The sequence below is a fragment of the Streptomyces sp. NPDC046122 genome (genome assembly GCF_056429965.1).
On sequence record NZ_JBWKLQ010000005.1, the window covers coordinates 403341 to 429594 of the forward strand.

At 71.9% G+C, this 26254-nt stretch carries 28 protein-coding genes; 11 read left to right on the plus strand and 17 right to left on the minus strand.

The features are described from left to right. Positions 1 to 17 precede the first annotated feature (17 nt). From rlmB to AC07FK_RS17695, 5 genes are all read right to left on the minus strand, one after another. Entirely contained in the window at positions 18 to 974 is a 957-nt protein-coding gene (gene rlmB, locus AC07FK_RS17675) for a 23S rRNA (guanosine(2251)-2'-O)-methyltransferase RlmB (RefSeq protein ID WP_138904892.1), read from the minus strand. A 91-nt stretch (positions 975 to 1065) separates the two neighbouring features. Beyond that, entirely contained in the window at positions 1066 to 2469 is a 1404-nt protein-coding gene (cysS, locus tag AC07FK_RS17680; RefSeq protein ID WP_479105777.1) for a cysteine--tRNA ligase, read from the minus strand. A 141-nt stretch (positions 2470 to 2610) separates the two neighbouring features. Next, on the minus strand, positions 2611 to 3126 hold the full coding sequence (gene ispF / locus AC07FK_RS17685; RefSeq protein WP_479105778.1) for a 2-C-methyl-D-erythritol 2,4-cyclodiphosphate synthase: 516 nt from the start codon (positions 3124 to 3126) through the stop codon (positions 2611 to 2613). Beyond that, positions 3116 to 3871 (minus strand): 2-C-methyl-D-erythritol 4-phosphate cytidylyltransferase, encoded by a 756-nt coding sequence (ispD, locus tag AC07FK_RS17690; RefSeq protein WP_479105779.1) that lies wholly within the window; start codon positions 3869 to 3871, stop codon positions 3116 to 3118. Before ispD ends, ispF begins: the two co-directional genes overlap by 11 nt. A gap of 346 nt (positions 3872 to 4217) precedes the next feature. After that, entirely contained in the window at positions 4218 to 4700 is a 483-nt protein-coding gene (locus AC07FK_RS17695; protein WP_006380568.1) for a CarD family transcriptional regulator, read from the minus strand. A 563-nt stretch (positions 4701 to 5263) separates the two neighbouring features. Here AC07FK_RS17695 and AC07FK_RS17700 point away from each other — a divergent pair. Further along, positions 5264 to 5950: a DUF461 domain-containing protein gene (locus AC07FK_RS17700; protein ID WP_479105780.1), complete on the plus strand. Its 687-nt coding sequence runs from the start codon at positions 5264 to 5266 to the stop codon at positions 5948 to 5950. An 88-nt stretch (positions 5951 to 6038) separates the two neighbouring features. Here AC07FK_RS17700 and phoP read toward each other — a convergent pair whose 3' ends face one another. Both phoP and phoR read right to left on the minus strand, forming a co-directional pair. Further along, positions 6039 to 6719 carry a two-component system response regulator PhoP gene (gene phoP / locus AC07FK_RS17705; RefSeq protein WP_028814608.1) on the minus strand — a complete coding sequence of 227 codons (681 nt, stop codon included), beginning with the start codon at positions 6717 to 6719 and terminating at the stop codon, positions 6039 to 6041. Continuing rightward, complete coding sequence (gene phoR, locus AC07FK_RS17710; RefSeq protein ID WP_479105781.1) at positions 6716 to 7993, minus strand: two-component system sensor histidine kinase PhoR; 1278 nt, start codon at positions 7991 to 7993, stop codon at positions 6716 to 6718. Before phoR ends, phoP begins: the two co-directional genes overlap by 4 nt. Before the next feature lie 188 nt (positions 7994 to 8181). On the opposite strand from phoR, the gene phoU reads away from it, so the two are divergent. The 3 genes from phoU to AC07FK_RS17725 all read left to right on the plus strand — a co-directional run bounded on the left by phoU (position 8182) and on the right by AC07FK_RS17725 (position 10145). Then, positions 8182 to 8874, plus strand: a complete 693-nt coding sequence (gene phoU, locus AC07FK_RS17715) for a phosphate signaling complex protein PhoU (RefSeq protein WP_479105782.1) — start codon at positions 8182 to 8184, stop codon at positions 8872 to 8874. 247 nt (positions 8875 to 9121) lie between these two features. Continuing rightward, positions 9122 to 9283 (plus strand): hypothetical protein, encoded by a 162-nt coding sequence (locus tag AC07FK_RS17720; RefSeq protein ID WP_479105783.1) that lies wholly within the window; start codon positions 9122 to 9124, stop codon positions 9281 to 9283. A 310-nt stretch (positions 9284 to 9593) separates the two neighbouring features. Continuing rightward, the gene (locus tag AC07FK_RS17725; RefSeq protein WP_479105784.1) at positions 9594 to 10145 is read left to right on the plus strand and encodes an HAD domain-containing protein; all 552 of its coding nucleotides are present in this window, start codon (positions 9594 to 9596) and stop codon (positions 10143 to 10145) included. 98 nt (positions 10146 to 10243) lie between these two features. Here AC07FK_RS17725 and AC07FK_RS17730 read toward each other — a convergent pair whose 3' ends face one another. Together AC07FK_RS17730 and AC07FK_RS17735 are read right to left on the minus strand one after the other, a co-directional pair. Then, the gene (locus AC07FK_RS17730) at positions 10244 to 11095 is read right to left on the minus strand and encodes a hypothetical protein (RefSeq protein WP_479105785.1); all 852 of its coding nucleotides are present in this window, start codon (positions 11093 to 11095) and stop codon (positions 10244 to 10246) included. Between the two features lie 150 nt (positions 11096 to 11245). Further along, positions 11246 to 12007, minus strand: a complete 762-nt coding sequence (locus AC07FK_RS17735; protein ID WP_479105786.1) for a phosphoglyceromutase — start codon at positions 12005 to 12007, stop codon at positions 11246 to 11248. Between the two features lie 155 nt (positions 12008 to 12162). Here AC07FK_RS17735 and AC07FK_RS17740 point away from each other — a divergent pair, with 155 nt between their 5' ends. Then, positions 12163 to 13515 (plus strand): MDR family MFS transporter, encoded by a 1353-nt coding sequence (locus AC07FK_RS17740; RefSeq protein WP_479105787.1) that lies wholly within the window; start codon positions 12163 to 12165, stop codon positions 13513 to 13515. Between the two features lie 290 nt (positions 13516 to 13805). Next, entirely contained in the window at positions 13806 to 14150 is a 345-nt protein-coding gene (locus AC07FK_RS17745; RefSeq protein WP_479105788.1) for a hypothetical protein, read from the plus strand. 51 nt (positions 14151 to 14201) lie between these two features. Here AC07FK_RS17745 and AC07FK_RS17750 read toward each other — a convergent pair whose 3' ends face one another. Continuing rightward, a complete protein-coding gene (locus AC07FK_RS17750; RefSeq protein WP_479105789.1) occupies positions 14202 to 14687 on the minus strand; it encodes a type III secretion system chaperone family protein in 486 nt (161 codons plus the stop codon). Next, on the minus strand, positions 14680 to 16026 hold the full coding sequence (gene mshA / locus AC07FK_RS17755) for a D-inositol-3-phosphate glycosyltransferase (RefSeq protein ID WP_479105790.1): 1347 nt from the start codon (positions 16024 to 16026) through the stop codon (positions 14680 to 14682). The genes AC07FK_RS17750 and mshA overlap by 8 nt, the downstream gene beginning before the upstream one ends. A 164-nt stretch (positions 16027 to 16190) precedes the next feature. On the opposite strand from mshA, the gene AC07FK_RS17760 reads away from it, so the two are divergent. The 3 genes from AC07FK_RS17760 to AC07FK_RS17770 all read left to right on the plus strand — a co-directional run bounded on the left by AC07FK_RS17760 (position 16191) and on the right by AC07FK_RS17770 (position 19817). Beyond that, positions 16191 to 16997 carry a class I SAM-dependent methyltransferase gene (locus AC07FK_RS17760; protein ID WP_479105792.1) on the plus strand — a complete coding sequence of 269 codons (807 nt, stop codon included), beginning with the start codon at positions 16191 to 16193 and terminating at the stop codon, positions 16995 to 16997. Positions 16998 to 17145: 148 nt separating this feature from the next. Next, positions 17146 to 18222: a C40 family peptidase gene (locus tag AC07FK_RS17765; protein WP_479105793.1), complete on the plus strand. Its 1077-nt coding sequence runs from the start codon at positions 17146 to 17148 to the stop codon at positions 18220 to 18222. A 248-nt stretch (positions 18223 to 18470) separates the two neighbouring features. Next, positions 18471 to 19817 carry a PP2C family protein-serine/threonine phosphatase gene (locus AC07FK_RS17770; protein ID WP_479105794.1) on the plus strand — a complete coding sequence of 449 codons (1347 nt, stop codon included), beginning with the start codon at positions 18471 to 18473 and terminating at the stop codon, positions 19815 to 19817. 68 nt (positions 19818 to 19885) lie between these two features. On the opposite strand, the gene AC07FK_RS17775 is transcribed toward AC07FK_RS17770, so the two are convergent. The 5 genes from AC07FK_RS17775 to AC07FK_RS17795 form a co-directional block, all read right to left on the minus strand. Further along, positions 19886 to 20230 carry a DUF2516 family protein gene (locus tag AC07FK_RS17775; protein WP_479105795.1) on the minus strand — a complete coding sequence of 115 codons (345 nt, stop codon included), beginning with the start codon at positions 20228 to 20230 and terminating at the stop codon, positions 19886 to 19888. Positions 20231 to 20345: 115 nt separating this feature from the next. Next, positions 20346 to 20915, minus strand: a complete 570-nt coding sequence (locus tag AC07FK_RS17780; RefSeq protein WP_479105796.1) for a hypothetical protein — start codon at positions 20913 to 20915, stop codon at positions 20346 to 20348. Between the two features lie 25 nt (positions 20916 to 20940). After that, complete coding sequence (locus AC07FK_RS17785) at positions 20941 to 21414, minus strand: helix-turn-helix domain-containing protein (RefSeq protein WP_479105797.1); 474 nt, start codon at positions 21412 to 21414, stop codon at positions 20941 to 20943. A 63-nt stretch (positions 21415 to 21477) separates the two neighbouring features. Continuing rightward, positions 21478 to 22125: a hypothetical protein gene (locus AC07FK_RS17790; protein ID WP_479105798.1), complete on the minus strand. Its 648-nt coding sequence runs from the start codon at positions 22123 to 22125 to the stop codon at positions 21478 to 21480. 149 nt (positions 22126 to 22274) lie between these two features. Then, complete coding sequence (locus AC07FK_RS17795) at positions 22275 to 22778, minus strand: DinB family protein (protein ID WP_479105799.1); 504 nt, start codon at positions 22776 to 22778, stop codon at positions 22275 to 22277. Positions 22779 to 22967: 189 nt separating this feature from the next. Here AC07FK_RS17795 and AC07FK_RS17800 point away from each other — a divergent pair, with 189 nt between their 5' ends. Together AC07FK_RS17800 and AC07FK_RS17805 are read left to right on the plus strand one after the other, a co-directional pair. Continuing rightward, positions 22968 to 23429 carry a nitroreductase family deazaflavin-dependent oxidoreductase gene (locus AC07FK_RS17800; protein ID WP_479105880.1) on the plus strand — a complete coding sequence of 154 codons (462 nt, stop codon included), beginning with the start codon at positions 22968 to 22970 and terminating at the stop codon, positions 23427 to 23429. Positions 23430 to 23584: 155 nt separating this feature from the next. Further along, a complete protein-coding gene (locus AC07FK_RS17805; protein ID WP_479105800.1) occupies positions 23585 to 24565 on the plus strand; it encodes a zinc-binding dehydrogenase in 981 nt (326 codons plus the stop codon). A gap of 296 nt (positions 24566 to 24861) precedes the next feature. Here AC07FK_RS17805 and AC07FK_RS17810 read toward each other — a convergent pair whose 3' ends face one another. Beyond that, a complete protein-coding gene (locus AC07FK_RS17810) occupies positions 24862 to 26106 on the minus strand; it encodes a GNAT family N-acetyltransferase (RefSeq protein ID WP_479105801.1) in 1245 nt (414 codons plus the stop codon). Positions 26107 to 26254 lie beyond the last annotated feature (148 nt).

Below are 26254 nucleotides of genomic sequence, written 5' to 3' on the forward strand. Positions count from 1 at the left end.
CCTGCCCGTGGGCCGGTTCAGCGCCGGCGCTGCGCCGCCTCCCAGAGCACGATGCCCGCCGCCACACCGGCGTTCAGCGACTCGGCGCCGCCCGGCATCGGGATGCGGACGAGGTAGTCGCAGGTCTCGCCGACGAGACGGCCGAGGCCCTTGCCCTCACTGCCGATGACGATGACGACGGGACCGCCGAGCTGCTCCAGGTCCTGGACCGTGTGCTCGCCGTCCGCCGCGAGGCCGACGACCGTGATCCCGGCCTTCTGGTAGCCCTCCAGGGCACGGGTGAGGTTGGTGACGCGGGAGACCGGCGTACGGGCCGCCGTACCGGCGGACGACTTCCAGGCGCCGGCCGTCATGCCCGCGGCGCGGCGCTCCGGCACGACCACGCCGTGGCCGCCGAACGCGGAGACGGAGCGGACGATCGCGCCGAGGTTGCGCGGGTCGGTCACGCCGTCGAGGGCGACGATCAGCGGGTCCTCGTGCTTGTCGTACGCCGCCGCCGTGAGGTCCTCGGGGTGCGCGTACTCGTACGGCGGGACCTGGAGGACGAGGCCCTGGTGGTTCAGGCCGTTCGTCATCCGGTCGAGCTCCGGACGCGGGGCCTCCATCAGGTTGATGTTGCCGCGCGCGGCCGCGAGCTGGAGGGCCTCGCGCACCCGCTCGTCGTTGTCGATGAACTGCTGCACGTACAGCGTGGTGGCGGGGACGCCGTCGCGCAGCGCCTCGAAGACCGGGTTGCGGCCGACGACCATCTCGGACGTGCCCTTGACGCCGCCGCGGCGCGGAGCCGGGCGGCGGACCGCGGCCTGCTTGGCCTTGGCCGTGGCGATGCGGTTCTTCTTGTGCTTCTTGCGGGCCTCGGCGGGCGGCGTCGGGCCCCTGCCCTCGAGGCCCTTGCGCCGCTGGCCACCGCTGCCGACCGTAGCGCCCTTCTTGTTGGACGTGCGGCGGTTCCTGCGCTGGCTGTTCCCGGCCATGACCTGTTACCTGTTCCGTTGCTTCAGACGTGCGTACGTATAGGGGAAAGTGTGCCGCCCGGGACGCCGGGCGGCACGTCGCGCGTGCCGGTCAGCGTGAGCCGAGGGTCCATCGCGGGCCCGACGGGCTGTCCTCGATGACGAGGCCGGACTGCTGGAGCTGGTCGCGGATCGCGTCGGCGGCGCCCCAGTCCTTGCGGTCGCGGGCCGACTGCCGCTGGTCGAGTACGAGGCGTACGAGCGTGTCGACGACCCCGTGGAGGTCCTCGCCGCGCTCGGTGCCGCCGCCCGACCACTGCTCGGAGAGCGGGTCGAGGCCGAGGACGCCGAGCATCGCCCGTACCTCCGCGAGCCGCGCGACAGCCTCGTCCTTGTCGTCGGCGGCCAGCGCCGAATTGCCCTGGCGGACGGTGGTGTGGACGATCGCCAGCGCCTGCGGGACGCCCAGGTCGTCGTCCATCGCCTCGGCGAACGCGGGCGGGACCTCGGCGGCGGGCTCGACGACGCCGCCCGCCTTCTCCACGACGCGCTGGACGAAGCCCTCGATGCGGGCGAACGCGGACTCCGCCTCGCGCAGGGCGTCCTCGCTGTACTCGATGGTGGAGCGGTAGTGCGGCGTACCGAGGTAGTAGCGCAGCACGATCGGGCGCCACGCCTTGACCATCTCGCTGACGAGCACCGAGTTGCCCAGCGACTTGGACATCTTCTCGCCGGCCATGGTGACCCAGTGGTTGTGCACCCAGTACGCGGCGAAGTCGTCGCCGAACGCCTTGGCCTGGGCGATCTCGTTCTCGTGGTGCGGGAAGATCAGGTCGATGCCGCCGCCGTGGATGTCGAAGGCGGAGCCCAGGTACTTGTGGGCCATCGCGGAGCACTCCAGGTGCCAGCCGGGGCGCCCGCGTCCCCACGGGGTCTCCCAGCTCGGCTCACCGGGCTTGGCTGCCTTCCACATGGCGAAGTCGCGCGGGTCGCGCTTGCCGGTCTCGCCCTCGCCGGACGGCTGGAGGAGGTTGTCCAGCTCCTGGTTGGACAGCTCCAGGTACCCGCGGTGGGAGCGCACGTCGAAGTAGACGTTCCCGTCGGCCTCGTACGCGTGCCCGCGCTCGATGAGCCCGCGCATCATCTCGACCATCTCGGTGACGTGCCCGGTGGCGCGGGGCTCGTAGGTGGGCGGGAGGCAGCCGAGGGCGGCGTAGCCGTCGTTGAAGGCGCGCTCGTTCTCGTACCCGATGGACCACCAGGGGCGGCCCTGCTCGGCCGACTTCTTGATGATCTTGTCGTCGATGTCCGTGACGTTGCGGATGAACGTCACGTCGTAGCCCCGGTAGGCGAACCAGCGGCGCATGATGTCGAAGTTGAGGCCCGACCTGATGTGCCCGATGTGCGGGGCGGCCTGCACGGTAGCGCCACACAGGTAGATCGAGACGCAGCCCGGCGTGAGCGGGGAGAAGTCGCGAGTCTGCCGGGCGCTGGTGTCGTACAGCCGAATAGTCACCACACCAGGGTAGTGGGCGGACGGCAGTGCCCAGCGACCCTTTGCCCTACGGGGGCGGCGCGGCGCGGGAACCGCCGCCCGGAACGGGGCGCCGCCCCGGTCCCGCGCGGCGGGCGGCCGGGGCGGCCGGGGCGCGTCCGTTCACGCCGTCGTGCGGACCACCAGCGCGGTGGCGATCGCCGCGAGGCCCTCGCCGCGGCCGGTGAAGCCGAGGCCGTCGGACGTCGCGGCCGACAGCGAGACCGGTGCGCCGACCGCCGCGGAGAGCACCTTCTGCGCTTCTTCGCGCCGCTTGCCGATCTTCGGCCGTACGCCGACCACCTGGACGGCGACGTTCCCGATGCCGAACCCCTCGGCCCGTACGATCCGCGCCGCCTCGGTCAGCAGCGTGATCCCCGACGCGCCGGACCACTCGGGGCGCCCGGTGCCGAAGTGCGCGCCGAGGTCACCGAGGCCGGCGGCGGAGAACAGCGCGTTGCAGGCGGCGTGCGCGACCACGTCGGCGTCCGAGTGGCCGGCCAGGCCGGGGCCCTCGCCCTCCCAGAGCAGGCCGCCGCACCACAGCTCGCGGCCCTCCTCGAAGGCGTGGATGTCCGTGCCGACACCGACGAGCGGCAGCGGGGGGACGGAGAGGTCGCGGGGAAGCTCAGAAGCCATCGTGGGCCCTCCTGCGGGCGAGTACGGCCTCGGCCAGGACGAGGTCCAGCGGCCGGGTCACCTTGAACGCCTCTTCGTGGCCGGGGACGACCACGACCTGCACGCCGAGCTGCTCGACCATGCCGGCGCAGTCCGTCGCGCCCTCCCCGCTCGCGGCGAACGTCTCGTGCGCGCGCACCAGCGTGGCGCGGTCGAAGCCCTGCGGGGTCTGCACGGCGCGCAGCCGGGCCCGCGCGGGCGTGGCGACGACCGGCTCGGGTTCGCCCTTCCCGCCGGGCTCGACCTCCTTGACGGTGTCGGCGAGCGGCAGCGCGGGCACCACGGCGGGCGCTCCGTCGCGTACGGCCTCGACGACCGCGTCGACGGTGTCCACGGGCACGAGGGGGCGGGCCGCGTCGTGCACCAGGACCGCGGTGACGTCGGCGGGCAGCGCGTCGAGTCCGAGCCGCACCGACTCCTGGCGGGTCTCACCGCCGGGTACGACGAGGAAGTCGGTGCGCTCGGGCAGCGCGTGCTCGCCGAGGAGGTTCTTGACGTCGGCGGCGCCGTCCTTGGGCGCCACCACGACGACGAGGGAGACGGCCCTGGAGTTGGCCATGGCCCGTACCGCGTGGATCAGCATGGGGGTGCCGCTCAGCGCGCGGAGCGCCTTGGGCGCGCCGGGTCCCAGCCGCACCCCGCGGCCGGCCGCGGGGATCACGGCGGCGGTGCGCGGAGTGGGTGTGGGGCGCGATTCGTCTGTCATCGGTAGCTCCGGGGCCGACAAGCTTCGGGAACGGGTTTGGCTCCGCCAGGTTTGTGTCCGCGGCCTCGGTGGGTATGGCCACAGCGTGCTGGGCGCGACGCCTTGACCGGCCCCTTCCGTGACGACCGGTCGAGCCGACCGCCCGGGCCCGGCACGCCGGAACACCGGGGATCACAAGGGGATGCAGGCCGCGCGGCAGCACGTGAGCGGTGAGGCTCGGGCGGAGTGAACGCAAGCGGAGTGAACGCAACATGCCGCAGCGCCCGGCAACAAGGGCTGGAACCTTGCCGGCGGGCACCGCGGCATCATTACTGGGCATCAGGGAAGAAGCCCCTGGGACCCGGAGTCAGGACGCGAGGACCTCGTCGAGCAGAGCCTCGGCCTTGTCTTCATTGGTGTTCTCCGCGAGCGCGAGCTCGCTCACCAGGATCTGACGCGCCTTCGCGAGCATGCGCTTCTCACCTGCGGAGAGACCGCGCTCACGCTCACGGCGCCACAGGTCACGCACTACCTCGGCGACCTTGATGACATCACCGGAGGCGAGCTTCTCGAGATTTGCCTTGTAGCGCCGGGACCAGTTCGTCGGCTCTTCGGCATACGGTGCGCGCAGCACCTCGAAGACCCGGTCGAGCCCTTCCTGACCGACTACATCGCGTACACCGACGAACTCCGCATTGTCCGCAGGCACACGAACAGTCAAGTCACCCTGGGCAACCTTGAGCACCAAGTAGGTCTTGTCCACGCCTTTGATCTGGCGAGTTTCGATAGCCTCGATCAGCGCGGCCCCGTGATGGGGATAGACCACGGTGTCGCCAACCTTGAACGTCATGTGACAGGTACCCCTTCCGTGGCTATCCAGAGTAACACGGAAACTGCTTCTTCTGAATGGCGTTTCCGCAGGTCAGGGCATATCTCGGGGCTTGACAACAGCAACATGAACGTGCTGCGCGAGCCTTCCGGAAGCGGGTATTCGCAGGTCGGAGCGGCTGTACGGGCGCAGAGAAACGCGTACGTTACATCCATCGCAGAGCCCTCCGAAGACGCCGAACGTCCCGTTTTGCCGGGTTCGGGGCGGCGCAGTCGGCGTACTCCGTTCGGCGATCGGTCACTCGTTCGCCGGAATCAGGAATTGATCACGTACCGCGATGATCAATTCCCGGAGTGTCGCGCATTCCTTACGGATAATCCGCGCGCCGACAGCCCGGGGGCCTCCCCCGGATATGTGAAGGGCCTACGGAACAGGCCGCCGCGCCTCCCGAGGCCGGTATGGGCGGGCGGGGCGGGGCGGGTCGGGTGCGAGGGGCGGACGACGGCTCGGTAACCTAAGCGCGCCGACACACCCCGGGGCGGCTGTACGCCGCTCGAACCCGTCTAACAGGAGATGCCTCCGCCGTGAGCCGCAGCCTTCGACGCGGTGCCCTCGCCGCCACCGCCATCGTGTTCTCGATCGCGTCGCTTGCCGCCTGCGGGGCGGGCAACGACGCGCAGACGCTGGGGGTCAGGCCGGACAACGCCGCTGCCACCGTCGACGACATCAAGATCCAGAACGCGGCGATCGTCACCCAGCCCGAGATCGACGCCGAGGGCCCGGCGGTCGTCACCGGCATGATCTTCAACAACGGCCGCGAGGCGGAGAAGCTGGAAGCCATCACGCTGCCCGGCAGCGACGCCAAGGTGAAGCTCAAGCCGGCCAAGGGCTCCGGCCCGCTGACCGTGCCCGCCGGCGGCTCGCTCCAGCTCGGCGGCGCGGGCAACGCCTCCGCCGTGATCGAGGACGGCCGCGAGGCGGCGAAGGACGGCGACGCGCAGCCCGTGCGGTTCGAGCTGAGCGCGACCGGCTCCGTTGACCTGCGGGCGTTCGTCGTCCCGGCCACCCAGTACTTCAAGGGCGTCGGCCCGACCCAGCTCCCGAAGCCGCCGGCGCAGTCGCCGTCCGGCTCGGCGAGCGCCGACCCCTCGGGCACCCCGACGGGCTCGGCCACCGGCGAGGCGGGCGCCCCGGCGTCGACCGAGTCGGCGGACGCGCCGGAGGGCGCCCAGTCCCCGGACGACGCGGCGGAGCACGGCGCCGGTCACTGAGGCACGTACAGCGCACACGGGGAGGCCCCGCCGGCAGGTGCCGGCGGGGCCTCCCCGTGTCATGTCACGTCCGCTCTCCGCGGTGGGCCTACGGCTCGAACTTGTAGCCGAGTCCCCGCACCGTCACCAGGTATCTCGGTGCGCCCGGGTCCGGTTCGATCTTGGCCCGCAGGCGCTTCACGTGGACGTCGAGGGTCTTCGTGTCGCCCACGTAGTCCGCGCCCCAGACGCGGTCGATCAGCTGCATACGGGTGAGCACGCGCCCCGCGTTGCGCAGCAGCATCTCCAGGAGGTCGAACTCCTTCAGCGGCAGGTCGACCTTGCCGCCGCCGACCGTGACCACGTGGCGGTCCACGTCCATGCGCACCGGCCCGGCCTCCAGGGCCGCCGGCGTGACTTCCTCGGGCTCGCCGCGGCGGCGCAGGACCGCGCGGATGCGGGCGACCAGCTCGCGCGAGGAGAAGGGCTTCGTGACGTAGTCGTCGGCCCCTATCTCCAGCCCCACGACCTTGTCGATCTCACTGTCCTTGGCGGTCACCATGATGACCGGAACGTTCGAATGGCTGCGCAGCTGACGGCAGACCTCGGTACCGGGCAGGCCGGGGAGCATGAGGTCCAGCAGGACGAGGTCGGCGCCGTTGCGCTCGAACTCGTCGAGCCCGTCGGGCCCGGTGGCCGCGATGGCGACCTCGAAGCCCTCCTTGCGGAGCATGTAGGACAGGGCGTCGCTGAAGGATTCCTCATCCTCGACGACGAGCACTCGGGTCACGGAAGGACCTCCGGGTGGGGAATGGGTTCGCGATCAGTGGTCTCGTAAGGACCGGCGGCGTCGTCTGCGGAGTCGTCGACGTCGTCGTCGGGGGCGGCGACCGGGGACCGGTCGCGTGACGCGGCTGCCTCGGGCAGCCGCAGGGTGAAGGTGGAGCCCTGTCCCTCGGTGCTCCACACCGTGACTTCCCCGCCGTGCGAGGCGGCCACGTGCTTGACGATGGCGAGGCCGAGGCCCGTGCCGCCGGTGGCCCGGGAGCGGGCCGGGTCCACGCGGTAGAAGCGTTCGAAGATCCGCTCGCGGTCCTTCTCGGAGATGCCGATGCCCTGGTCGGTGACGGCTATCTCGATCAGGTCCCCGCCGGGGGCGGAGATCCGGCGGCCGGCTATCCCCACGCGGGTGCGAGCCGGGCTGTAGTTGACGGCGTTCTCGACGAGGTTGCCGAGGGCGGCGGCGAGCTGCCCCCGGTTGCCCCACACGTACAGGCCCTCGGTGCCGCCGGCCGCCATGGTGATGTTCTTCGTGGACGCGGCGTGGCGGCTGCGGTCCACGGCCTCGTCGACCAGTTCGCCGACGCGGACCGGTTCGGCGTCCTCCAGCGGGTCGTCGTTCTGGACGCGGGAGAGATCGATGAGCTCCTGGACCAGATTGGTGAGGCGGGTCGCCTCGATCTGCATGCGGCCCGCGAAACGGGTGACCGCCTCGGGGTCGTCCGAGGCGTCCATGACCGCCTCGGAGAGCAGGGAGAGCGCGCCCGTAGGAGTCTTGAGCTCATGGCTGACGTTCGCGACGAAGTCGCGCCGTACCGCTTCGATGCGGCGGGCCTCGGTGAGGTCCTCCACCAGGAGCAGGACGAGACGCGAGCCCAGCGGGGCGACACGGGCGGAGACCGCGAGGGCCTCGCCGCGTCCGGTGCCGCGCCGCGGGAGGTCGAGCTCGACCTGGCGTATCTCACCGTCGCGGCGGGTGTCGCGGGCCATGTGCAGCATGGGTTCGACGGCCAGCTTGCCGCCCCGGACGAGCCCGAGCGCGTACGCCGCCGAGCTGGCCTTGACGACGCTGTCGCTCTCGTCCAGTACGACGGCGGAGGAGCGCAGGACGGACAGGACGGTGTCGACGCCGGGCGGCAGCACCGCGTTGACGTCGGGCCGCATGGAGGACCGGGTGGGCCGGGCCTGCTCGCGTTCGCTCCAGCGGAACGTCAGCACGGCGATCACGCCGGTCAGCAGACCGGCTATCGCTGCGGCTGCGGCTACTGCCGCGTTCACGTCCATGCACCCAGGTTAAGCGGGGTGCGCGACCCGGCCCCAGTCAAAAGGGTGGCACCTCGAACACTCGTCGCTCAGAGTTCACCGAGGGGATGGGGTTGGTTCACTTGGGGTGCCGGAAGCGGACGCGTACCGGACAGAACGTGGGAGCGTGGGGTTTCAAGAGGCCTCAGAAGGACTAGAGAGGGACTTTCATGCGCGACGCGTACCACGAGGAACTGGACTCGATCGGTGAAGCCCTGGTCGAGATGGCCCGGCTGGTCGGGTCCGCCATCGGGCGGGCCACCACGGCCATGCTCGACGCGGACCTCAAGCTCGCCGAGACCGTGATCGCCGCCGACCAGAAGGTGGACGATCTCCAGCACGACCTGGAGGCCCGCGCCATAGCCCTGCTGGCCCGCCAGCAGCCCGTCGCGACCGACCTGCGGATCGTCGTCACGTCCCTGCGGATGAGCGCCGACCTGGAGCGTTCGGGCGACCTCGCCCAGCACGTGGCCAAGCTCGCCCGGCTGCGCTTCCCCGCCTCGGCCGTGCCGCACGACCTGCACGCCACCATGCTGGAGATGGGGCAGCTCGCGCAGCGCCTGATGGCGAAGGCGGCGGAGGTCATCACCACGAAGGACGTCGACCTCGCCCTCCAGCTGGAGCACGACGACGACGAGATGGACCTGCTGCACCGCACGCTGTTCCAGCACCTGATGGACGACCGCTGGAAGCACGGCATCGAGACGGCGGTCGACGTGACGCTGCTCGGCCGGTACTACGAGCGGTTCGCCGACCACGCGGTGTCGGTGGCGAAGCGCGTGGTGTACCTGGTGACGGGCGAGCACGCCGACGAACTCCAGGCGGCGGCCGGTACGACGGCGCCGCCCGCACAGGGCGAGTAGGGGCCGGTACGCCGGTCCGCCTCACCCGCGCGTCGCCCCGCACCTCGCCCTTCCCGGCGTCCGCACCCGCCCGGTCCGTCACGCGGTCCATCACCCGGCCTGTCGTGCGGTCCGCCGGGCGGCTCTTCGCGCTGCCCCTCGCCCGGTGCATCGGGGCATTGCGCGTGTGCGCCGTTGATGCGCCCGCCCGAGTGGGCATGCAATGGGAGGCAGGAGTACGCCACGTGCCCCTTCGAGGAGGAACCCCATGGCCGATTCCCCCACGTCCGACGCCCGGCAGGAAGTGCCGGCCGAGGCGGCCCGCCACCGCCCCGCGCTGCCCGTCCTCGGTGCCTGCGGCTGCGGGTCCGGCTGCGGCTGCGGCTGCCAGTCCGGCGCACCGTGCCAGTGCGGCGGCTGCTGCGGCTGACCCCGCCGACGGAGCCCGGCGCGTCCGTTCGCGCGCGGGGCGCCCCGAGAGCGGTGCCGGAAGGGCTCCCGCCCGCCCCGAGGAGGACGGGGCCTTTTCGGCATGCGCGGGGGCGGGTTGGGGCGCGCATGCCCCTGTACGAGTGCGCAGGAGTGCGCGAGCCGGTGTGCACGTGCTTGGTGAGGGCGTAGGTGCCCGGTGACGCCTACGTGCATGGTGAGGGCGTACGTGCCGGGTGGCGCGTACGTGCGCGGTGAGGGCGTACCGGTTACGTCTGTCGGGCAGCTCCGCGGAGAGTTATCGTGCCGCCGTGACCGGCTCATCGGAGTACCCCCTTCTCTTTCTCGACGTCGACGGTCCGCTCATCCCGTTCGGAGGGCCGGCCGGCCGCCGTCGGGCGGACTCCGCTGTCCGCTCCGAGGGATCGCCCGATGCGCCCGAGCCGGGGAACCCGCTGCTGGGTCGCCTCGATCCCACGGTGGGGCGGCGTCTGACGGCTCTGGGGTGCGACCTGGTCTGGGCCTCGACGTGGATGGACGACGCGAACGAAGCGGTCGCCCCGCGGATCGGACTGCCGACGCTGCCCGTGGTGAGGTGGCCGGAGCCGGTCGCTGAAGAGAGCCCGCGCGGCCTGCACTGGAAGACCCGCCACATCGTCGAGTGGGCCGGCCGGCGCCCGTTCGTCTGGGTCGACGACGAGATCAGCGCCATGGACCGTCTCTGGGTCGCCGCACAGCATCGGGGCCCGTCCCTGCTGCACCGCGTCGCCCCGCACGAGGGCCTCACCGACGAGGACTTCGCCGCGCTCACCGACTGGCTCCGCACCACCGTGCCGAACGGCCCCGCCGTCCACCCTCGTTGACCGGGGTCGCCGGCACACGGCGCGCGGAAGGCCCCGCCGGAGCGGGGCCTTCGTTGCGCGGTCGGACGCGCGGACGCTGGGCTCGGGGCCCGGCGTACTCAGTTCACGTCGACGTAGTCACCGGTGGAGTTGCTGGCGCCAGTGGTGGTGTTGCCGCTGTAGCGCCAGCGCCAGGTGCCGTCCTCGGAGGCGGTCACCGTCGTCTTGAGGTAGCCGGTGCTGCCCGCGGTCACCGACTTGACGGTGGTGTAGGTGCTGGAACCGGCGGGCTTGAACTGCAGCTTCACCAGTCGGCCGCCGTAGTTGTCGTAGCGGTGCAGACTCCAGTTGGCGCGCTGCACGGTGCCGGTGACGGTGATCGGCTCGCCCTTGACGACGGGCTCCGGGGAGGCGTTCGCGTTCTGGATGCGGGAGGCGCGCTGGAGGCGGACCGTCGCGGAGAGCAGGTCGGTGTCGTACCCGCCGCCCTTCTTGATGGCCGTGCCGAAGGACTTCCACTCGGCGGCGTCGCTGTTGACGAGCTTGTTGCCATTGCCGCCCGGCATGTTGTCCGGGTCGATGGTCATCGTCTCGTCGCAGTCGTGGAAGGTGTAGCCGCCCGCGGAGGACTGACCGCAGCCCCACCGGGTGGTGATACCCGCGAGGTTGTACTGGGTGGACCCGTAGGTGCCCCGGTACGCGCTGACCCACCAGCTGTCGAGCGTCGTGTTGCTCTTCACCGTGTACGTCAGCGGCGCCTCGACCTCGGCGCTGATGCCGACGACGATGGGCTTGCCGTTGTTGAACACGACGTTCGAGAACGAGATGTCGCCCTCGGCCGCGTGCGCGGCCGGCGCCGTCAGCCCCACGCCCGCCAGTGCCATGCCCCCGGCCACGACCGCCGCGGCCGCGCGCCGCACCGCCGGGCGTCTGTGCCGCTGCCGGACGGCAGCCGCTATGGAAGTGATCAATCCCCACCCCTGAGTCCAGTGTCTGCACGGCGGGTCGACCGCCCGCCGCCGGAACTCTAGATCATGCCGCTCTGGGCACCCGAGGTCGGTCCAAGGCAGACGAGAGCCCCCGACCCGCGCCCACAGGCGCAGATCAGGGGCTCAAGGGTCCTACTTCTTCTTGCCCTGGTTCTTCACGGCCTCGATGGCGGCCTTCGCGGCCTCCGGGTCGAGGTACGTGCCGCCCTTGGTGACCGGGCGGAAGCCGGCGTCCAGCTCGTAGTAGAGCGGGATGCCGGTGGGGATGTTCAGGCCGGTGATCTCCTCGTCGGAGATGCCGTCGAGGTGCTTCACCAGGCCGCGCAGGGAGTTGCCGTGGGCGGCGACCAGGACGGTGCGGCCCGCGAGCAGGTCCGGGACGATGCCGTCGTACCAGTACGGCAGCATGCGCTCGACGACGTCCTTGAGGCACTCCGTGCGGGGGCGCAGCTCGCTGGGGATCGTCGCATAACGCGGGTCGTCGGACTGGGAGAACTCCGCGCCGTCCTCGAGGACCGGCGGCGGGGTGTCGTACGAGCGGCGCCAGAGCATGAACTGCTCCTCGCCGAACTCGGCGAGGGTCTGCGCCTTGTCCTTGCCCTGGAGGGCGCCGTAGTGGCGCTCGTTCAGGCGCCAGGAGCGGTGCACGGGGATCCAGTGGCGGTCCGCGGCCTCCAGCGAGAGCTGGGCCGTGCGGATGGCGCGCTTCTGGAGCGAGGTGTGGAGGACGTCGGGCAGCAGGCCGGCTTCGACGAGCAGCTCACCGCCGCGCACCGCCTCCTTCTCGCCCTTCTCGGTGAGGTTGACGTCCACCCATCCGGTGAACAGGTTCTTCGCGTTCCATTCACTCTCGCCGTGGCGGAGCAGGATCAGCTTGTACGGTGCGTCGGCCATGCGTACGAGACTAATGGACGCCCCGGACGGTTGACGGCTCGCGTCAATTCAGTGGCTGCGACCCCGGCCGCGCTTGTAATTTGCGGAGACCGCATCAGCCGCTTACAGGCGTCCACCGCCGCCGCCGAAGGTCCCTGGGGGGATGACACATGTCCATGGCCGCGCTCAGACGTGCCGCGAAGGATTCGGTCTCGGGGCTCCCCGACGGGTTCTGGTGGCTGTGGACGTCGACGCTGGTGAACCGCACCGGAGCGTTCGTCCTCACCTTCCTGTCGCTGTACCTGACGCAGGAGCTGGGGTACTCCGCCTGGTACGCGGGGCTCGTCATAGCGCTGCACGGGCTCGGCGGCGTGGCCGGCGCGCCGCTCGGCGGGATGCTGACCGACCGGTGGGGGCGGCGGCCCACGATGATCGCCGGCCACCTGGGCACGGCGACGGGCGCGGCCGCGCTCGCCGTGGTGACGAGTGCGGTGGGCGTCGCCGTGGTGGTGCTGCTCATGGGCGTCACCATGCAGTCGGTGCGGCCCGCGATCGGCGCCACCATCGCCGACCTGGTGCCGGAGCACGAGCGGCGGCGCGCGTACGCCCTGAACTACTGGGCGCTCAACCTCGGCTTCGCGATCGCCGCGCTCGGCGGCGGTGCGGCGATCGTCTTCGGCTACCGGACGCTGTTCCTCGTGGAGGCGGCGGCGACCGTACTGTGCGCGCTGATCGTCTTCCTGCGCCTGCCGGAGACGCGGCCGGCCGCCCCCGCGGCGGTCAAGGGGGAGGAAGTGCTTGCCCCGCGGCCGAAGGTCAGTGTGGTCGAGGTGCTGCGCGACGGGCCCTTCAGGACGCTGGTGCTGCTCAACCTGCTCGTCTGCCTCATCTTCACCGCGCCGTGGGTCGGCCTGCCGCTGACCATGGCCGGCGAAGGGCTCGAACCCGGTGCGTACGGCATGGTCATCGCGGTCAACGGTGTCGTGATAGTCGGCTTCCAGCTGCTCGTCAACAAGATCACCGATCGGCGGTCGCCGGCCGCGCTCCTCACCGTCTCCTCGCTGCTGTTCGCCGCCGGGACCGGGGCGACCGCGCTGGCGGGGACGCCGCTCGTGTTCGCGGCGACGGTGATCGTGTGGACGATCGGCGAGATGGTGCACGTGCCGACGAACGCCGCCGCCACCGCGCGGCTGGCGCCGGAGCATGCGCGGGGGCGGTATCAGGGCGTGATGGGCATGTCCTGGGCCCTGTCCGGCTTCCTCGCGCCGATCCTGGCCGGGTGGATCGTGGACGGGCCGGGGCCGGATGTGCTGTGGATGGCGTGCGGGGTCGTCGGCATGGTCGCGGCGGTGGGGTACGGGACGTTGCTGCGGCGGGTGCTGGCCGAGTCGGATGCGGAGGTGGGGGCGGGTCCTGGTGCGGATGCGGGTCCTGGCGTCGGTGCGGGTGCGGGGCCTGCCGTCGGTGCGGGCGGGGGTGCGGACGTGGTGGTTGCTTCTGCGTCTGTGGAGCCGAAGGCCGGCGGGTGAGGCGGGCCCGCTGGGCGCACTGTGACTCGGGGGTGGTCGGTGCCGGGGCAGCTCCTCCTGCCACTGCGTCAGGTGGGGGCGGGAAGGGTGGGACCGACGGGGGCCGGGTGGGGGTTTGGGGGTGCTCGGTTCGTGGGGTGGGAGCGGGGGTGGCGGTAGTGCGATCGGATGCAGGGTTCTCCCCCGTCCGGATGACCCCCTGGCGTGTGCCGCCGTCAAGTGCGCGGGGGGTGAGGTGAAGTCAGTCCCCGTCAGGCCCCACCCGTCACGTACGTACAGGAGAGCGAAACATGCTTCGTCGCGTCGCGATCACCCTCGCCGGCTTCACCGCCGCCGGGTTCATGGCCGCCGCCCCCGCTGCCGCCATGGACTTCGACGGCGGCCCGCACGACGGCGGCCCCTTCGGCGGTGGCCACTACAGCGACGGCCCCTTCGACAACGACCGCCACGGGTGCAAGAACAGCGCCAGCGAGTTCTACCTCAGCAACGTCGGCGGCCCCTACGGCATCACCGAGATCCACGGCTCCCACGCCTGTGGCCACAACGGCCACAACGGCCACAACGGCCACAACGGCGGCAACGGGCACAACGGCGACAACGGCTTCAACGGGCACGACGGCTACGACAAGGACTGAGCCCGTCGTTGCGTGCGGCCCCGTCTCCGGTTCGGAGGCGGGGCCGTTTCGTCAGCGGGGCCGGGTCAGGTGCGTGAACGCTTCCAGGTTCCTGGTCGACTCGCCCCGCGACACGCGCCACGCGTACTCCTTGCGGATCGCGCTCGCGAAGCCCAGCTCCAGCAGGGTGTTGAAGCTGCCGTCCGCCGCCTCCAGGACGCTGCCCAGCAGGCGGTCCAGCTCCTCGGGGGTCACCGCCGCCAGCGGCAGCTTGCCGGCCAGGTAGATGTCGCCGAGGCTGTCGATCGCGTAACTCACGCCGTACAGGCGCAGGTTGCGCTCCAGCAGCCAGCGGTGCACCGCCGCGTCGTTCTCGTCGGGATGGCGGATGACGAAGGCGTTGACGGACAGGGAGTGCCGGCCGACTCTCAGTGAGCACGTCGTGGACAGCTTGCGGGTGCCGGGGAGTTTCACCACGTACGAGCCGGGCTCGGGGCTCTCCCATTCGAGCTCCGCTTCGTTCAGCGTCTTCTCGACGACCTGCTGCGCGTCAGCCATGGTGCGAGCGTACGCGACGGCGGTGTTCGTGCATCGCGGCCGTGTACACGTCAGCGGTGGCGGACGCGGCCGTGTCCCAGCCGAAGTTCTGCGCGTGGCGGGCGGCCGCCGCGCCCATGCCGTCCACCAGGCCCGGCTCGTCGATGAAGCGCCGCAGCGCGCGGGCGTATCCGGCCGGGTCGTGACCGTCGACGAGGATGCCGGTCCGTCCGTTCCGTACGGCGACGGGAAGGCCGCCGACCGCCGCCGCGACGACCGGCGTGCCGGACGCCTCGGCCTCTATCGCGACCAGGCCGAACGATTCGCTGTAGGAGGGCATGACCAGCGCCGACGCCGCCCGGAACCAGTCCGCCAGGTGGTCCTGGCCGACGGGCGGGCGGAAGCGTACGACGTCGGCGATGCCCAGGCGGGCCGCCAGCTTCTGCAGGCCCTCCGGCTTGGCGAGGCCGCTGCCGCTCGGTCCGCCGACGACCGGCACCACGATCTTCGAGCGCAGCGACGGGTCCTCGTCGAGGAGCACGGCGACCGCGCGCAGCAGGATGTCCGGGGCCTTGAGCGGCTGGATGCGGCCCGCGAAGAGCGGAATGAACGCGTCCTGCGGGAGGCCGAGGCGCTCGCGGGCGGCGGCGCGGCCGTCGGCCGGGCGGAAGCGGTCCAGGTTCACACCCGGGTGCACGACGGCGATCTTGGCGGGGTCGGCCTCGTAGAAGCGCGCCAGTTCGTCCGCCTCCTCCGCCGTGTTGGCGATGAGCCGGTCGGCCGCCCGGACGATCTGCGTCTCGCCGATGACGCGCGCGGCCGGTTCGGGGGTGTCGCCCTCCGCCAGCGCGGCGTTCTTGACCTTGGCCATGGTGTGCATGGCGTGGACGAGGGGGGCGCCCCAGCGGTCGGCGGCGAGCCAGCCGACGTGCCCCGAGAGCCAGTAGTGGGAGTGGACGAGGTCGTAGTAGCCGGGGCGCTGGCCGGCCCACGCCTGCATCACGCCGTGGGTGAAGGCGCAGAGCTGGGCGGGCAGCTCCTCCTTGGCCAGGCCCTCGTACGGGCCCGCGTCGACGTGGCGGACCAGTACGCCGGGCGCCAGCTCGACGCGGGGCGGCAGGCCGCCGGTGGTCGCGCGGGTGAAGATCTCGACCTCGATGTTGATGGCGGCCAGGCGCTTGGCGAGCTCGACGATGTAGACGTTCATGCCGCCCGCGTCGCCCGTGCCCGGCTGGTGCAGCGGGGAGGTGTGGACGCTCAGCATGGCGATCCGGCGCGGCTTGCGGTGGTGACCGCCGGGCAGCCGGAGGCGGGGCGGCGTCGCCAGTGTGCCGGCGAGTCGGGAGACGTACTGGCTCACGTCGACGGTTCCTCCTCGCTCTGGGCATGCCTCGGGAGGCGCGCGGATGCGGCCCTCCGTAGGGCCCAAACAGCGGAATGACCCCCTCCAATTTCCGTTTTGCCAAATCATTACTTCAGCTGCCTCAACCTTTGCGAGCCGGTGCGGGCCCTTACCCTCGCTTCATGGCTTCCCGCACCTCTCCTTCGCGCCCCGTCGGCGCCGTCACCCGCGGGACCACCAACCCGAACCGCCTGCGCCGCATGGACCGCTGGATCGCCGCCGCGCACGGCCCCGAGCTGCGGCGGAGCGCCGACCCCGTCGCGGTCGACCTGGGGTACGGAGCCGCGCCCTGGACCGCCGTCGAACTGCTCGGCCGGCTGCGCACCGCCGCGCCCGCCGCCGAGGTCGTCGGCATCGAGATCGAACCGGCGCGGGTCGCGGCCGCGAAGCCGTACGAGCGCGACGGGCTGGCTTTCCGGCACGGCGGCTTCGAGGTACCGCTGCCCGCCGGCCGCCGGCCCGCCCTGATCCGGGCGGCGAACGTACTGCGCCAGTACGACGAGGGGGAGGTCGCGGCGGTCTGGGCCCGGCTGTGCGGGCGGCTGGCGCCGGACGGGCTGCTGGTCGAGGGGACGTGCGACGAGATAGGGCGGCGGCACGTGTGGGTGGCGCTGGGGACGGAAGGGCCGCGGACCGTGACGTTCGCGACCCGGCTGGGGTCGCTGGAGCGGCCCTCCGACCTCGCGGAGCGGCTGCCGAAGGCGCTCATCCACCGCAATGTCCCGGGCGAGCCGGTGCACGCGTTCCTACGGGACTTCGACCGGGCGTGGGCGGCGGCGGCTCCGTACGCCCCGCTCGGCGCCCGGCAGCGCTGGATCAAGTCCGTGCGCGACCTCTCGGCCGACTGGCCGCTGGCGGACGGGGAGCGGCGGTGGCGTCAGGGCGAGGTCACCGTGGACTGGGCCGCTCTCCAGCCGCGCACCGGCTGAAACCGTCCCGGATTTTCTCGAACGAGTGGCCGTGCAGGGGAACGCGGCGACCTGCCTGTTCGTCAGAAACCAGTGGGCAGGGGCCTCTGTCGTTTTCACTGACGGCATGGCAGCATCCATTGGGCCTAAGTTACTGACGGTAAATCACATGCGTGCGCATGTGATGGGGGATCCGGGGGAGCTTGTGAACCGATGTCGCAGCGCCGCGACCGCGATCGCGCTGGTCTGCGCCCTGACCGTGCTGGCCGCGCCCGGGCAGGCGTACGCCGATCCCAACCCGCCGCGCAGTGAGCAGCGGCTCCAGGAGGTACGGGCCGAGATCGACGCGCTCTACCGCAAGGCGGGGGCGGCCACGGACGCGTACAACCTCGCCGAGGAGCGTGCCGACAAGCAGTCGTCCGAGATCGTGAAGCTGGCCAAGGAGATCGTCGAGGGCCAGAAACGGATCACGGACCTGAAGCGCCGGATCGGGGCCGAGGCCCGCGCCCAGTACCGCAGCGGCGGACTGCCGCCCGAGGCGAAGCTCATGCTCAGCCGCGACCCCCAGCACTTCCTCGACGGGGCCGGGCGGCTGCGGGAAGGACAGCAGGCGGCCAGGGGACTCCTCGGCGAACTGTCCCGGACGCAGACCGACCTGGAGGCGTACACCGAGGACGCGACCGCCCAGTGGAAGCGGCTGGAGTCCAGCCGCAAGAAGAAGGAAGCGGCGAAGAAGGAGATCAAGAAGCAGATCACCGCCGCCGAGAAGCTCGAGTCGACGCTGGAGAAGGAGGAGCGCGAGCGGCTCCTCAAGATGGAGCAGGAGGCGCAGTACAGGGCGCAGACCGCCTGGCTCGACTCCGGAGCGCTCGCGAACGCCGCCGGCAGGGCGACGAAGGGCGGCGAGGCCGCTGTCGCCTTCGCGACGGCGCAGATCGGCAAGCCGTACGTGTGGGGAGCCGAGGGTCCGGGCTCCTTCGACTGCTCGGGGCTGACGTCGCAGGCGTGGCTCGCGGGCGGGCGGGCCATACCGCGGACGTCGCAGGAGCAGTGGAAGCGGCTGCCCCGGGTCGACGTGAAGGACATGCGGCCCGGCGACCTGATCGTCTACTTCGACGACGCCAGTCACATCGGGATGTACGTGGGCGACGGCGCGATGGTGCACGCGCCCCGTCCCGGCCGGGACGTGACGATCGCGGGGGCCGGTTCGATGCCGATCCTGGGCGTCGTACGTCCGGACAAGTAGGTCCGGGCCGGCGGGCGCGGGGCGAAGCCGGCCGGGCGCGGCCGTACGGGTGGCCCGGGGCGTGATGTTCGTCATGACCCGGCACCCCGCCGATACGGCCGGATGCGTTGTGGGAGGCGGCATATGACCCCGTCGGCTTTTCGCTCGGCATTCCGCTCGGGCGCCGGGTAACGCTATGGTCCCCGTTTGGCGGAACGTCGATCGTCGTGCCGCCGCACCCTCGGGGGGAGGGAAGGAAACCGAAACCGATGCCCGTACCCGTACCGCGGCAGCGTGAGAGCACGGCCGTGGAACACGGTCAGGTTCTCCTGCCGAAACAACAGGTTGGGAGCAGCATGGAGACCGCATCAGCCGCAGCGTCTGTGGCGACCGCGGCCCAGGGCGCTCCTGCCTCCCCCGGCGTGTCCGCGAACAGCACCGACCTCACCCTGCTGGTGATCGAGGACGATCCGGCGGGGACGTTCACCGTTCCGTCGCTGCTCGACGCCGCCGGCACCCGTGTCCGTATCCGCACCGCCCGCAACCTCACGGAGGCGGAGCGGCTCCTCACGGACGACGTGCACTGCATCCTGCTCGACCTGGCCCTGCCCGCCCCCTCGTCCGGCGACGGCGAGGACGGGGACCGGCTGGCCGCGCTGCGGCACGTGCTGCGCCTCGCGCCCCGGCACGCCGTGCTCGCGCTGACCGCCGAGACGGACGCGGAGCGGGCCGCCGAGGCGGTGCGCGTCGGCGCGCAGGACTACCTCTTCCGCGACGAGCTCGACGGGCGCCAGCTCAGCCGCGCCATCCGGTACGCCGTCGAGCGCAAGCGCGCCGACAGGGCCCAGCACAAGCTGGCGGAGTCGCGGCTGCGCGCCCAGGAGAACGCCCGTCTGGAGCGCGGTCTGCTGCCGACGCCGCTGCTGGAGGGGTCGAACCTGCGGTTCGCCTCCCGCTACCGGCCCGGGCGCTCGCGCGCCCTCCTCGGCGGCGACTTCTACGACGTGGTCCGCACCTCCGACGGCACGGTCCACGCGATGATCGGCGACGTGTGCGGCCACGGCCCCGACGAGGCCGCGCTCGGCGTGGAGCTGCGCATCGCCTGGCGCGCCCTGACGTTCGCAGGGCTGTGCGGCGACGAGCTGCTGTCCACACTCCAGCAGGTTCTCGAGCACGAGCGGGAGAGCGAGGAGATCTTCGCGACGCTCTGCACGGTCGACATCGCCCCGGACGGGCGGCGGGCCGGGATGTGCCTGGCCGGGCACCCGTCGCCGCTGATCGCCCGCCAGGGCAGGGCGGCGCAGCTGCTTCCGTACGAGGACGGCGGTCCCGCGCTCGGCCTGCTGCCGCGCGCCCGCTGGTCCCGTCGGCAGGTCGAGCTGGGCGGCTCGTGGAGCCTGATGATGTACACGGACGGCCTGATCGAGGGCCGTGTCGGCCCGCCGGGGTCGAAGCAGCGGCTCGGTCAGGACGGGATGGTCGAGATGATCAACCGCAGGCTGGACGCCGGACTGCGCGGCGAGGCCCTGCTGGAGGCCGCGGTCACCGAGGCCCGGGACCTCAACGGCGGCGAACTGACCGACGACGTGGCGCTGCTGCTCCTCGACCGGGGCTGAGCGCCGGCGCGGGGTCCTGTCCGGGGCGCCCCGGCGGCGGACGGCCGCGGGCCGTCCGCCGTGGCGGGCTAGCGTCCGCCGTTGTACGGCCCGTACGGACCGTCGCTGCTGCTGCCGCCGCCCCTGCGGCCACCGCCGCCGCCACCCGACACCTGCTTGATCGCGGGCCGTACGTCCACCATGAAGACGATGGTCGCCACCAGCCCGGCGATCTGCAGGAACAGCATCGGGACGAACAGGTTCACCGCGACCGTCACGCCCAGCAGGACCAGCCAGAAGACCTTGGACTGCTTGTCGGTGGCGCGGTACGCGTCCTCACGGGCCGTCGCGGCGAAGAACAGCGCCACCACGGCGAGGACGAGCATGGCGAGGTTGAGCAACGACAGCAGAGTGCCGAATGTCGAGAGCAGCATGCTGGACACCGCCTAGAGAGTGATTGTGCGCCTCGCGGCCAAGGTACCCGCACAACGAGCCGGACACCCACAAAGGTGCCCGGCTCGCCGCGGTCGTGATGCCTGCCCGCTCGCCCTACTTCTCGGCGGCCGGCGTGGCCTTCTTCGCCGGCGCCTTGCGCGCGGCCGGGGTCTTCTTGGCCCCGGCGGCCTTGGCCTCGGCGGCCTTCGGCTCCTCCGCGCGGGGCTCCGGGTCGGGCTCGACGGCGACGGCGATCTCGTTGATCTCCTCGGCCGCCTCGCCGCGCCACGCCTTCACGCTCTGCTCGCCGTGCTCGGCGACCTTCTCGTACGCCTCACGCGCCTTGACCGCGTACTCGGCGGCCACGCCCACGCTCCGCAGCGCCAGGTCCTGCGCCTGCTCGGTCAGCTTCTTGAAGTCGGTGTCGAGCGTGCCGAGCACCTCGGTCACCTTCGCCTGGACCGTGGCCTGGGCCTCCTTGGCCTGCGTGGTCACCTTCTCCTGGACGGCCTTGGGGTCGGTGTTGCGTACGGCGTCGATGCGCGCCGGAGCCTCGGCACGCAGCTGCTCGATCAGCGCGGGTACCTTCTTCGCCTTCTGCACGGCGAGGTCCGCGGTGCCGGCGGCGAAGTAGAGGGGAGTCGGGTCGGTGAGGGTCTTACGCAGGTCATCGGTGATGGCCATGACTGTGGTCCTCCCGGAGCTCAGTTCACTGTGAGGGTGGTGGTGTGTCTGCATCACTGCCGTCGGCCGCGCGGGAGCCGTCAGCGACGGCGTCCGTTTCCGCGTGCGCTTCGGCGTCCGTCCGCGGGTGCGGTGCGGTGTCCGGTATCGCGTCGGCCGCGTTCTCCTTGCGGAACGACTCGTAGATCTGCAGCAGCACCTGCTTCTGCCGCTCGTTGATCGACGGGTCGGCGAGGATGACGGCGCGCGTCTCCAGCTCCTCGCGCTCCTGCTCGTCGAGGATCCCGGCCTGGACGTACAGCGTCTCGGCGGAGATGCGCAGCGCCTTCGCGAGCTGCTGCAGGATGTCCGCGCTCGGCTTGCGCAGGCCGCGCTCGATCTGGCTGAGGTACGGATTGGACACCCCGGCGGCGTCGGCGAGCTGCCGCAACGACAGCTGCGCGTTGCGCCGCTGCTCGCGCAGATACCCGCCGAGATTGCCGACGTTGAGTGATGCCATGTCCCGATAGTGCGGCATGAGCGCTAACTTTTGCAAGCGCCTGCTTGCAAAAGTGTTCCCACGTCACTCCGACGGGCTCGGTGCCGGCGTCGTGGGCGAGGAATCCCGGCGGTCCTGCCCGGCCCGTCCGTCGCCCCTTGGTCGGGTCCAGAGGGTGAGGTCGCTGCTGGTGGCGACCGCCAGGGTCAGGCCGGAGGGAGAGAATCCGGCTGCGCGGAGTGCTGAGTGCTCGGAGTGGAAGATGTGCCACCACGTCCCTCCCGCCGGGCCTTTGTGGGACCCGCCGTCGGCGGAGAGGACGACGCGGTCGTGGGGCCACTCGGGGCTGACGACGTCCAGGGTCCAGCCGTCCGGTGTGGTGCCGTGGAGGCCGCCGCCGAAGAGCCCGGCGATACGCACCGGCGTGCCCTCGATCGGGCCGAGCCCGGGGCAGGTGAGCTCCGGCGACGCGTCCGGAGTGCTGGTGTCGGGGTCCGGGTCCCGGTCGCGGGCGATCTTCTCGCCCGCGACCGCGTCGAAGAGTCCATGACCGGCGCTGGACACGACCATGACGAGGTCGTGCCCGTTGTCGGGATGGACGGCGAAGCCAATGCCGAGCAGACCCCCGATGGGGGTCCTGTGGTCCAGCACCGGCTGCCACGGCTCCGGGGCCGGCATGACTGTGGCGGCGATGTAGCGCTCGCGCAGTTTCTGCCGGTACTCCGTGATCAACTCGTCCCCTTGGGGCTGTCTGTGTCGAAGGCCAGACCACAAACGATCTCAAGGTGACGAGAACGATGCACCACCGGTGACAGCAATCCAGCTCACGCCGTCCCGGAACCCCAGGACCAAGGGCCGCCGCCCGGCGTGCGGTAGCGCGCCTAGGCGCCGGTACGGCCGTCCGCGAGTTCCCGCAGGATGTCGAGGTGACCGTTGTGGCGGGCGGTCTCCTCGATGAGGTGCAGCAGGATCCACCGCAGGTTCACGCGGCTTCCGTTGCTCCGGGGGCGCTTCGCCTCGGCGTCCAGGTCGTTGTCCTCGACCAGCTCGCGGTAGCGGGCGCTCTGGGCCTCGTACGCCGAGAGCAGGTCGGCCAGCGGGACGTCGACGGCGACGCGCATCTCGCGGTCGGGGTCGTCGTCCGTCCAGGGCCCCTCGTCCTCCTCACCGAGGAACACCACCTGGAACCAGTAGTACTCGACCCAGTGCAGGTGACTGATGAGCCCGCACAGCGTCATCAGCGGCGATCCGGGCAGCGGGGCCTTGCGGGCGTCCTGTGGCGACACGTCGTCGCACTTGGCGCGCGCGGTGGCGCGGACGTAGTCGAGGAAGGTGGCGAGCGAAGCGCGCTCGTCGGGCGTGGGCGGGATGTCGGTTCGTGTCATCGGGGTGAATGTTCTTGCTCCGTAAGCCCGTTGTCGAGCGGTTTTACGCCACCGCGGCCGCCAGGGGTGACCCTGGAAGGTGTCCGGCACCACGACGGGACAGCGATACGGCGAGAAGGAGCGGCACACGTGACACACGACAACGGCGGTGCGGCACAGGTGACACACGACACCAGCGGTGCGGCGCAGGTGACAGACGAAAACGGCGGTGGCGACGGCAGCGGCGCGGTGAAGCTCAGCCCCACCGGCTGGGTGGCCGAGCAGGCCGAGCTGTACGAGGAGTCCGGCGGCACCAGGGGCACCACCGTGCAGGGCGCCCCCTGCCTGCTGCTGGACTACGTCGGGCGGCGCAGCGGCGCGATCCGCCGCACCGTGCTGATCTACGGCCGCGACGGCGACGACCACCTGGTGGTGGCGTCGAAGGGCGGCTCCGACGAGCACCCCCTGTGGTACCTGAACATCAAGGACAACCCGGACGTTCACCTGCGGGTCGGCACCGAGCGGTTCCCCGCCCGCGCCGAGACGCTCTCCGCCGAGGAGAAGGCCCGGGTGTGGCCGCTGCTGGTGGACGTCTTCGCACCGTACGAGGGCTACCAGAAGAAGACCAGCCGCGACATTCCGGTGGTACGGCTGCGCCGCGCGGACAGCTGACGGCCGAAGCCACCCCCGCGCCCGGTGCTCTTTCCCATACCTCGTCGACGAACGCCCCGACCGCCGCGCCGGCGGTGCGGCCCGACGCGCTTGACCTCAACAGCACTTGAGGTCACAGACTCACGGGCACACCGACGAAGTGGGGAGTGCACGGCATGCGCGCGATTCAGGTGACACGGTTCGGCGGCCCCGAGGTACTGGTGGAGACGGGACTGCCGGATCCGGTGGCCGGTCCGGGCGAGGTGGTCGTGGAGGTCTCCGTGATCGACACGATCTACGTCGAGACGCAGATCCGGGCCGGCTGGGGACCGCGCTTCGGCATCGAGCCGCCGTACGTTCCCGGCGGCGCGGCGGCCGGGACGGTGCTGGCGCTCGGTGAGGGCGTGGACCCGGCGTGGAAGGGCCGCCGGGTGGTGGTGGGTCCGAGTACGGCCGGGACGTACGCCGAACAGCTGGCCGTCCCGGTCGACCGCCTGGTTCCGGTTCCGGACGGCCTCGGCCTGCGCGAGGCCGCCGCGCTGGCGCACGACGGCGTCACCGGCACCGGCATAGCGGAGGCGATCGGCATCCGGGCGGGCGAGCGGGTACTGATCCTCGGCGCGTCGGGCGGCATGGGGACGCTGCTGGTGCAGATGGCGCACGCGGCGGGCGCGCACGTCGTCGGGGCGGCGCGGGGCAAGCGGAAGCTCGATCTCGTACGGGAACTGGGCGCCGACGCGGTCGTCGACTACTCCGAGGAGGGCTGGACCGAGCGGGCCCGCAAGGCGCTGGGCGGCACGGGAGCGGACGTACTGCTGGACGGAGCGGGCGGCGAACTCGGCCTCTCCGCCTTCGCGTTGGTGTCCGACGGAGGCCGTGTCTCCGCGCACGGCGCGCCCAGCGGCGGCTTCGCCCCGATCGACGCCGAGGAGGCGCGGCGGCGCGGGATCACGCTGCGGGGGATCGCCGAGGTCCAGTACGGGACACGGGACGTCACGCGGCTGCTGACCAGGGCCCTGGCGGAGGCGGCGGCCGGCCGTCTGCGCCCGGTGATCGCGGCGACGTTCCCGCTGGCCCGGGCAACGGAGGCGCACGCCGCGATCGAGGCACGCGAGGTACCGGGCAAGGCGCTGCTGACGGTGGCGGGACGCGGCTGAGCCACCGCCAGTACCGGCTCACGCGGACGTCCGCCGGCGCCCCCGCACGGGCGCCGGCCGCCTCCTCGTCCGCACGTCATGGCCGACAGACCCGCGACCTCGTCGCGACCCGCGATCCTTGCGGCGCATGTCGGGCCCGATGTTCTCGCACGAGCACGGGGGCACCCCCGAGCCCGCCTCCACCACCCGCCCCGCACGAGCACCGGGCTACCCCCGAGCCCGCCTCCACCACCCGGCCCCGCACACCTGCCGCGTACCTTCGAGCCCGTGGCCCACCGCCCGGCCGCGCTCGCCGCTCAGAAGATGTCCGGGCACCACGGCCGCCTCGGCGTGCGGAAGAGGGCGTCCGCGACGGCCGCCGCTCCCGTCGACTCCTCCGCGATCCGGCCGAGGGCCGCCAGCCGTACCGCCGACTCCTCGCCCAGGTACAGTGCTCCCAACTCCCGCACGTCCAGCGCCAGATCGGGCGACTGCGCCGAAGGCGCGCACACCGCCCCGTCCGCCGAGGCGTCCAGCCGGAACCGTCCGCCGGACAACCCCGACCCGTCGTGCACCTCCAGCACGAGCGAGGCCGGCACGGCGTACGTGCGAGCCTCCAGGGCGCGTACGACGTCCAGCAGCCGCACCCACAGGTAGTCCGACTGCGTCACGATCCGCGCGGCCCGGGGGTCCGGGAGCAGCAGGGGCAGCAGGTCGTCGCCGGCGCGGTGTCCGGACCGTACCGTCGTGATCCAGTCGATCGCGCAGAGGAAGTGCCACAGCGCGCGCTCGGCCGCCGGGGACACCGCGATCATGTCGCTGACGGTCGCCGTATTGAGCGGCTGCTTGGCGTCGCCCCACTTCTCGTCGGCCCGGTAGACCAGCAGCCCCTCCACCTCGCCGCCGGGCGACCGGTAGACGGCGTAGAACGGCTCGGTCCAGGGCTCGAACGACATCACCACCTGCCCCGTGGCGAGCTGCCACCACCGCTCGTTCCGGTCGACCGCGCCGTGCTGCCGCGCCCGGAAGCGCTCGTGCAGCTCGGGCCCGAGCTTGCGCACGTCTGCCCCGTCGACCAGATCGACCCGGCCCCCGTCGCCGGGCCCCGCCCAGCGCGGGTCGAGCCCGGCCCGCGGTACGTCGACCTCCCACTCGGCCACCGAGGCGGCGGGCCCGAACCCGTACCGCCCGTAGATCGGGTACTCGGCGGCGATCAGCGTCGACAGCACGTCGCCGCGCTCCTTCGCCTCCGCCAGGTCCGCGTTCGTCATCCGGCCGAGCAGCCCGCGGCGGCGGTGCGTCGGCGTCACGGTCACGTTCGACACGGCGCTCGCCGGGACCGCCGCGCCGCCGGGCACCGTGATCCGCTGGGCGAAGGAGCGGTACGTCGCGACACAGCGCCCGGCGTCGAACGCGCCCCGCACGCGCGGCGAGTACATGTGCGGCAGCCGCTCCGCGGTCTCCTCGGGCGGCAGGGCGGGCGGGCGGAGGAAGCCGGTGGCGAGGGCGCGCAGCCAGTCGGGGAACTCGGACTCGGTGATGGGACGGACGTCGACACTCATGCGCCCACGCTAGGCACACGGGCCGCCGCCTGTCGCCACCATTCACCGCCCGGGGCCCGCCAACTGCGGTGCGCCCCCACACCGTTCCGCAGGCGCCGCGCACGACGGGGGGCCTCGGAACGCCGCGCGCATCCCCCGGCCGCAGAAC

Coding starts and splice junctions, on each gene's coding strand:
- rlmB (WP_138904892.1), bottom strand. CDS start 974: ATGGCCGGGAACAGCCAGCGCAGGAACCGCCGCACGTCCAACAAGAAG.
- ispF (WP_479105778.1), bottom strand. CDS start 3,126: ATGGCTTCTGAGCTTCCCCGCGACCTCTCCGTCCCCCCGCTGCCGCTC.
- ispD (WP_479105779.1), bottom strand. CDS start 3,871: ATGACAGACGAATCGCGCCCCACACCCACTCCGCGCACCGCCGCCGTG.
- AC07FK_RS17695 (WP_006380568.1), bottom strand. CDS start 4,700: ATGACGTTCAAGGTTGGCGACACCGTGGTCTATCCCCATCACGGGGCC.
- phoR (WP_479105781.1), bottom strand. CDS start 7,993: ATGGACGTGAACGCGGCAGTAGCCGCAGCCGCAGCGATAGCCGGTCTG.
- phoU (WP_479105782.1), top strand. CDS start 8,182: ATGCGCGACGCGTACCACGAGGAACTGGACTCGATCGGTGAAGCCCTG.
- AC07FK_RS17720 (WP_479105783.1), top strand. CDS start 9,122: ATGGCCGATTCCCCCACGTCCGACGCCCGGCAGGAAGTGCCGGCCGAG.
- AC07FK_RS17735 (WP_479105786.1), bottom strand. CDS start 12,007: ATGGCCGACGCACCGTACAAGCTGATCCTGCTCCGCCACGGCGAGAGT.
- AC07FK_RS17740 (WP_479105787.1), top strand. CDS start 12,163: ATGGCCGCGCTCAGACGTGCCGCGAAGGATTCGGTCTCGGGGCTCCCC.
- AC07FK_RS17745 (WP_479105788.1), top strand. CDS start 13,806: ATGCTTCGTCGCGTCGCGATCACCCTCGCCGGCTTCACCGCCGCCGGG.
- AC07FK_RS17750 (WP_479105789.1), bottom strand. CDS start 14,687: ATGGCTGACGCGCAGCAGGTCGTCGAGAAGACGCTGAACGAAGCGGAG.
- AC07FK_RS17760 (WP_479105792.1), top strand. CDS start 16,191: ATGGCTTCCCGCACCTCTCCTTCGCGCCCCGTCGGCGCCGTCACCCGC.
- AC07FK_RS17765 (WP_479105793.1), top strand. CDS start 17,146: ATGCGTGCGCATGTGATGGGGGATCCGGGGGAGCTTGTGAACCGATGT.
- AC07FK_RS17770 (WP_479105794.1), top strand. CDS start 18,471: ATGCCCGTACCCGTACCGCGGCAGCGTGAGAGCACGGCCGTGGAACAC.
- AC07FK_RS17775 (WP_479105795.1), bottom strand. CDS start 20,230: ATGCTGCTCTCGACATTCGGCACTCTGCTGTCGTTGCTCAACCTCGCC.
- AC07FK_RS17780 (WP_479105796.1), bottom strand. CDS start 20,915: ATGGCCATCACCGATGACCTGCGTAAGACCCTCACCGACCCGACTCCC.
- AC07FK_RS17785 (WP_479105797.1), bottom strand. CDS start 21,414: ATGGCATCACTCAACGTCGGCAATCTCGGCGGGTATCTGCGCGAGCAG.
- AC07FK_RS17795 (WP_479105799.1), bottom strand. CDS start 22,778: ATGACACGAACCGACATCCCGCCCACGCCCGACGAGCGCGCTTCGCTC.
- AC07FK_RS17805 (WP_479105800.1), top strand. CDS start 23,585: ATGCGCGCGATTCAGGTGACACGGTTCGGCGGCCCCGAGGTACTGGTG.
- AC07FK_RS17810 (WP_479105801.1), bottom strand. CDS start 26,106: ATGAGTGTCGACGTCCGTCCCATCACCGAGTCCGAGTTCCCCGACTGG.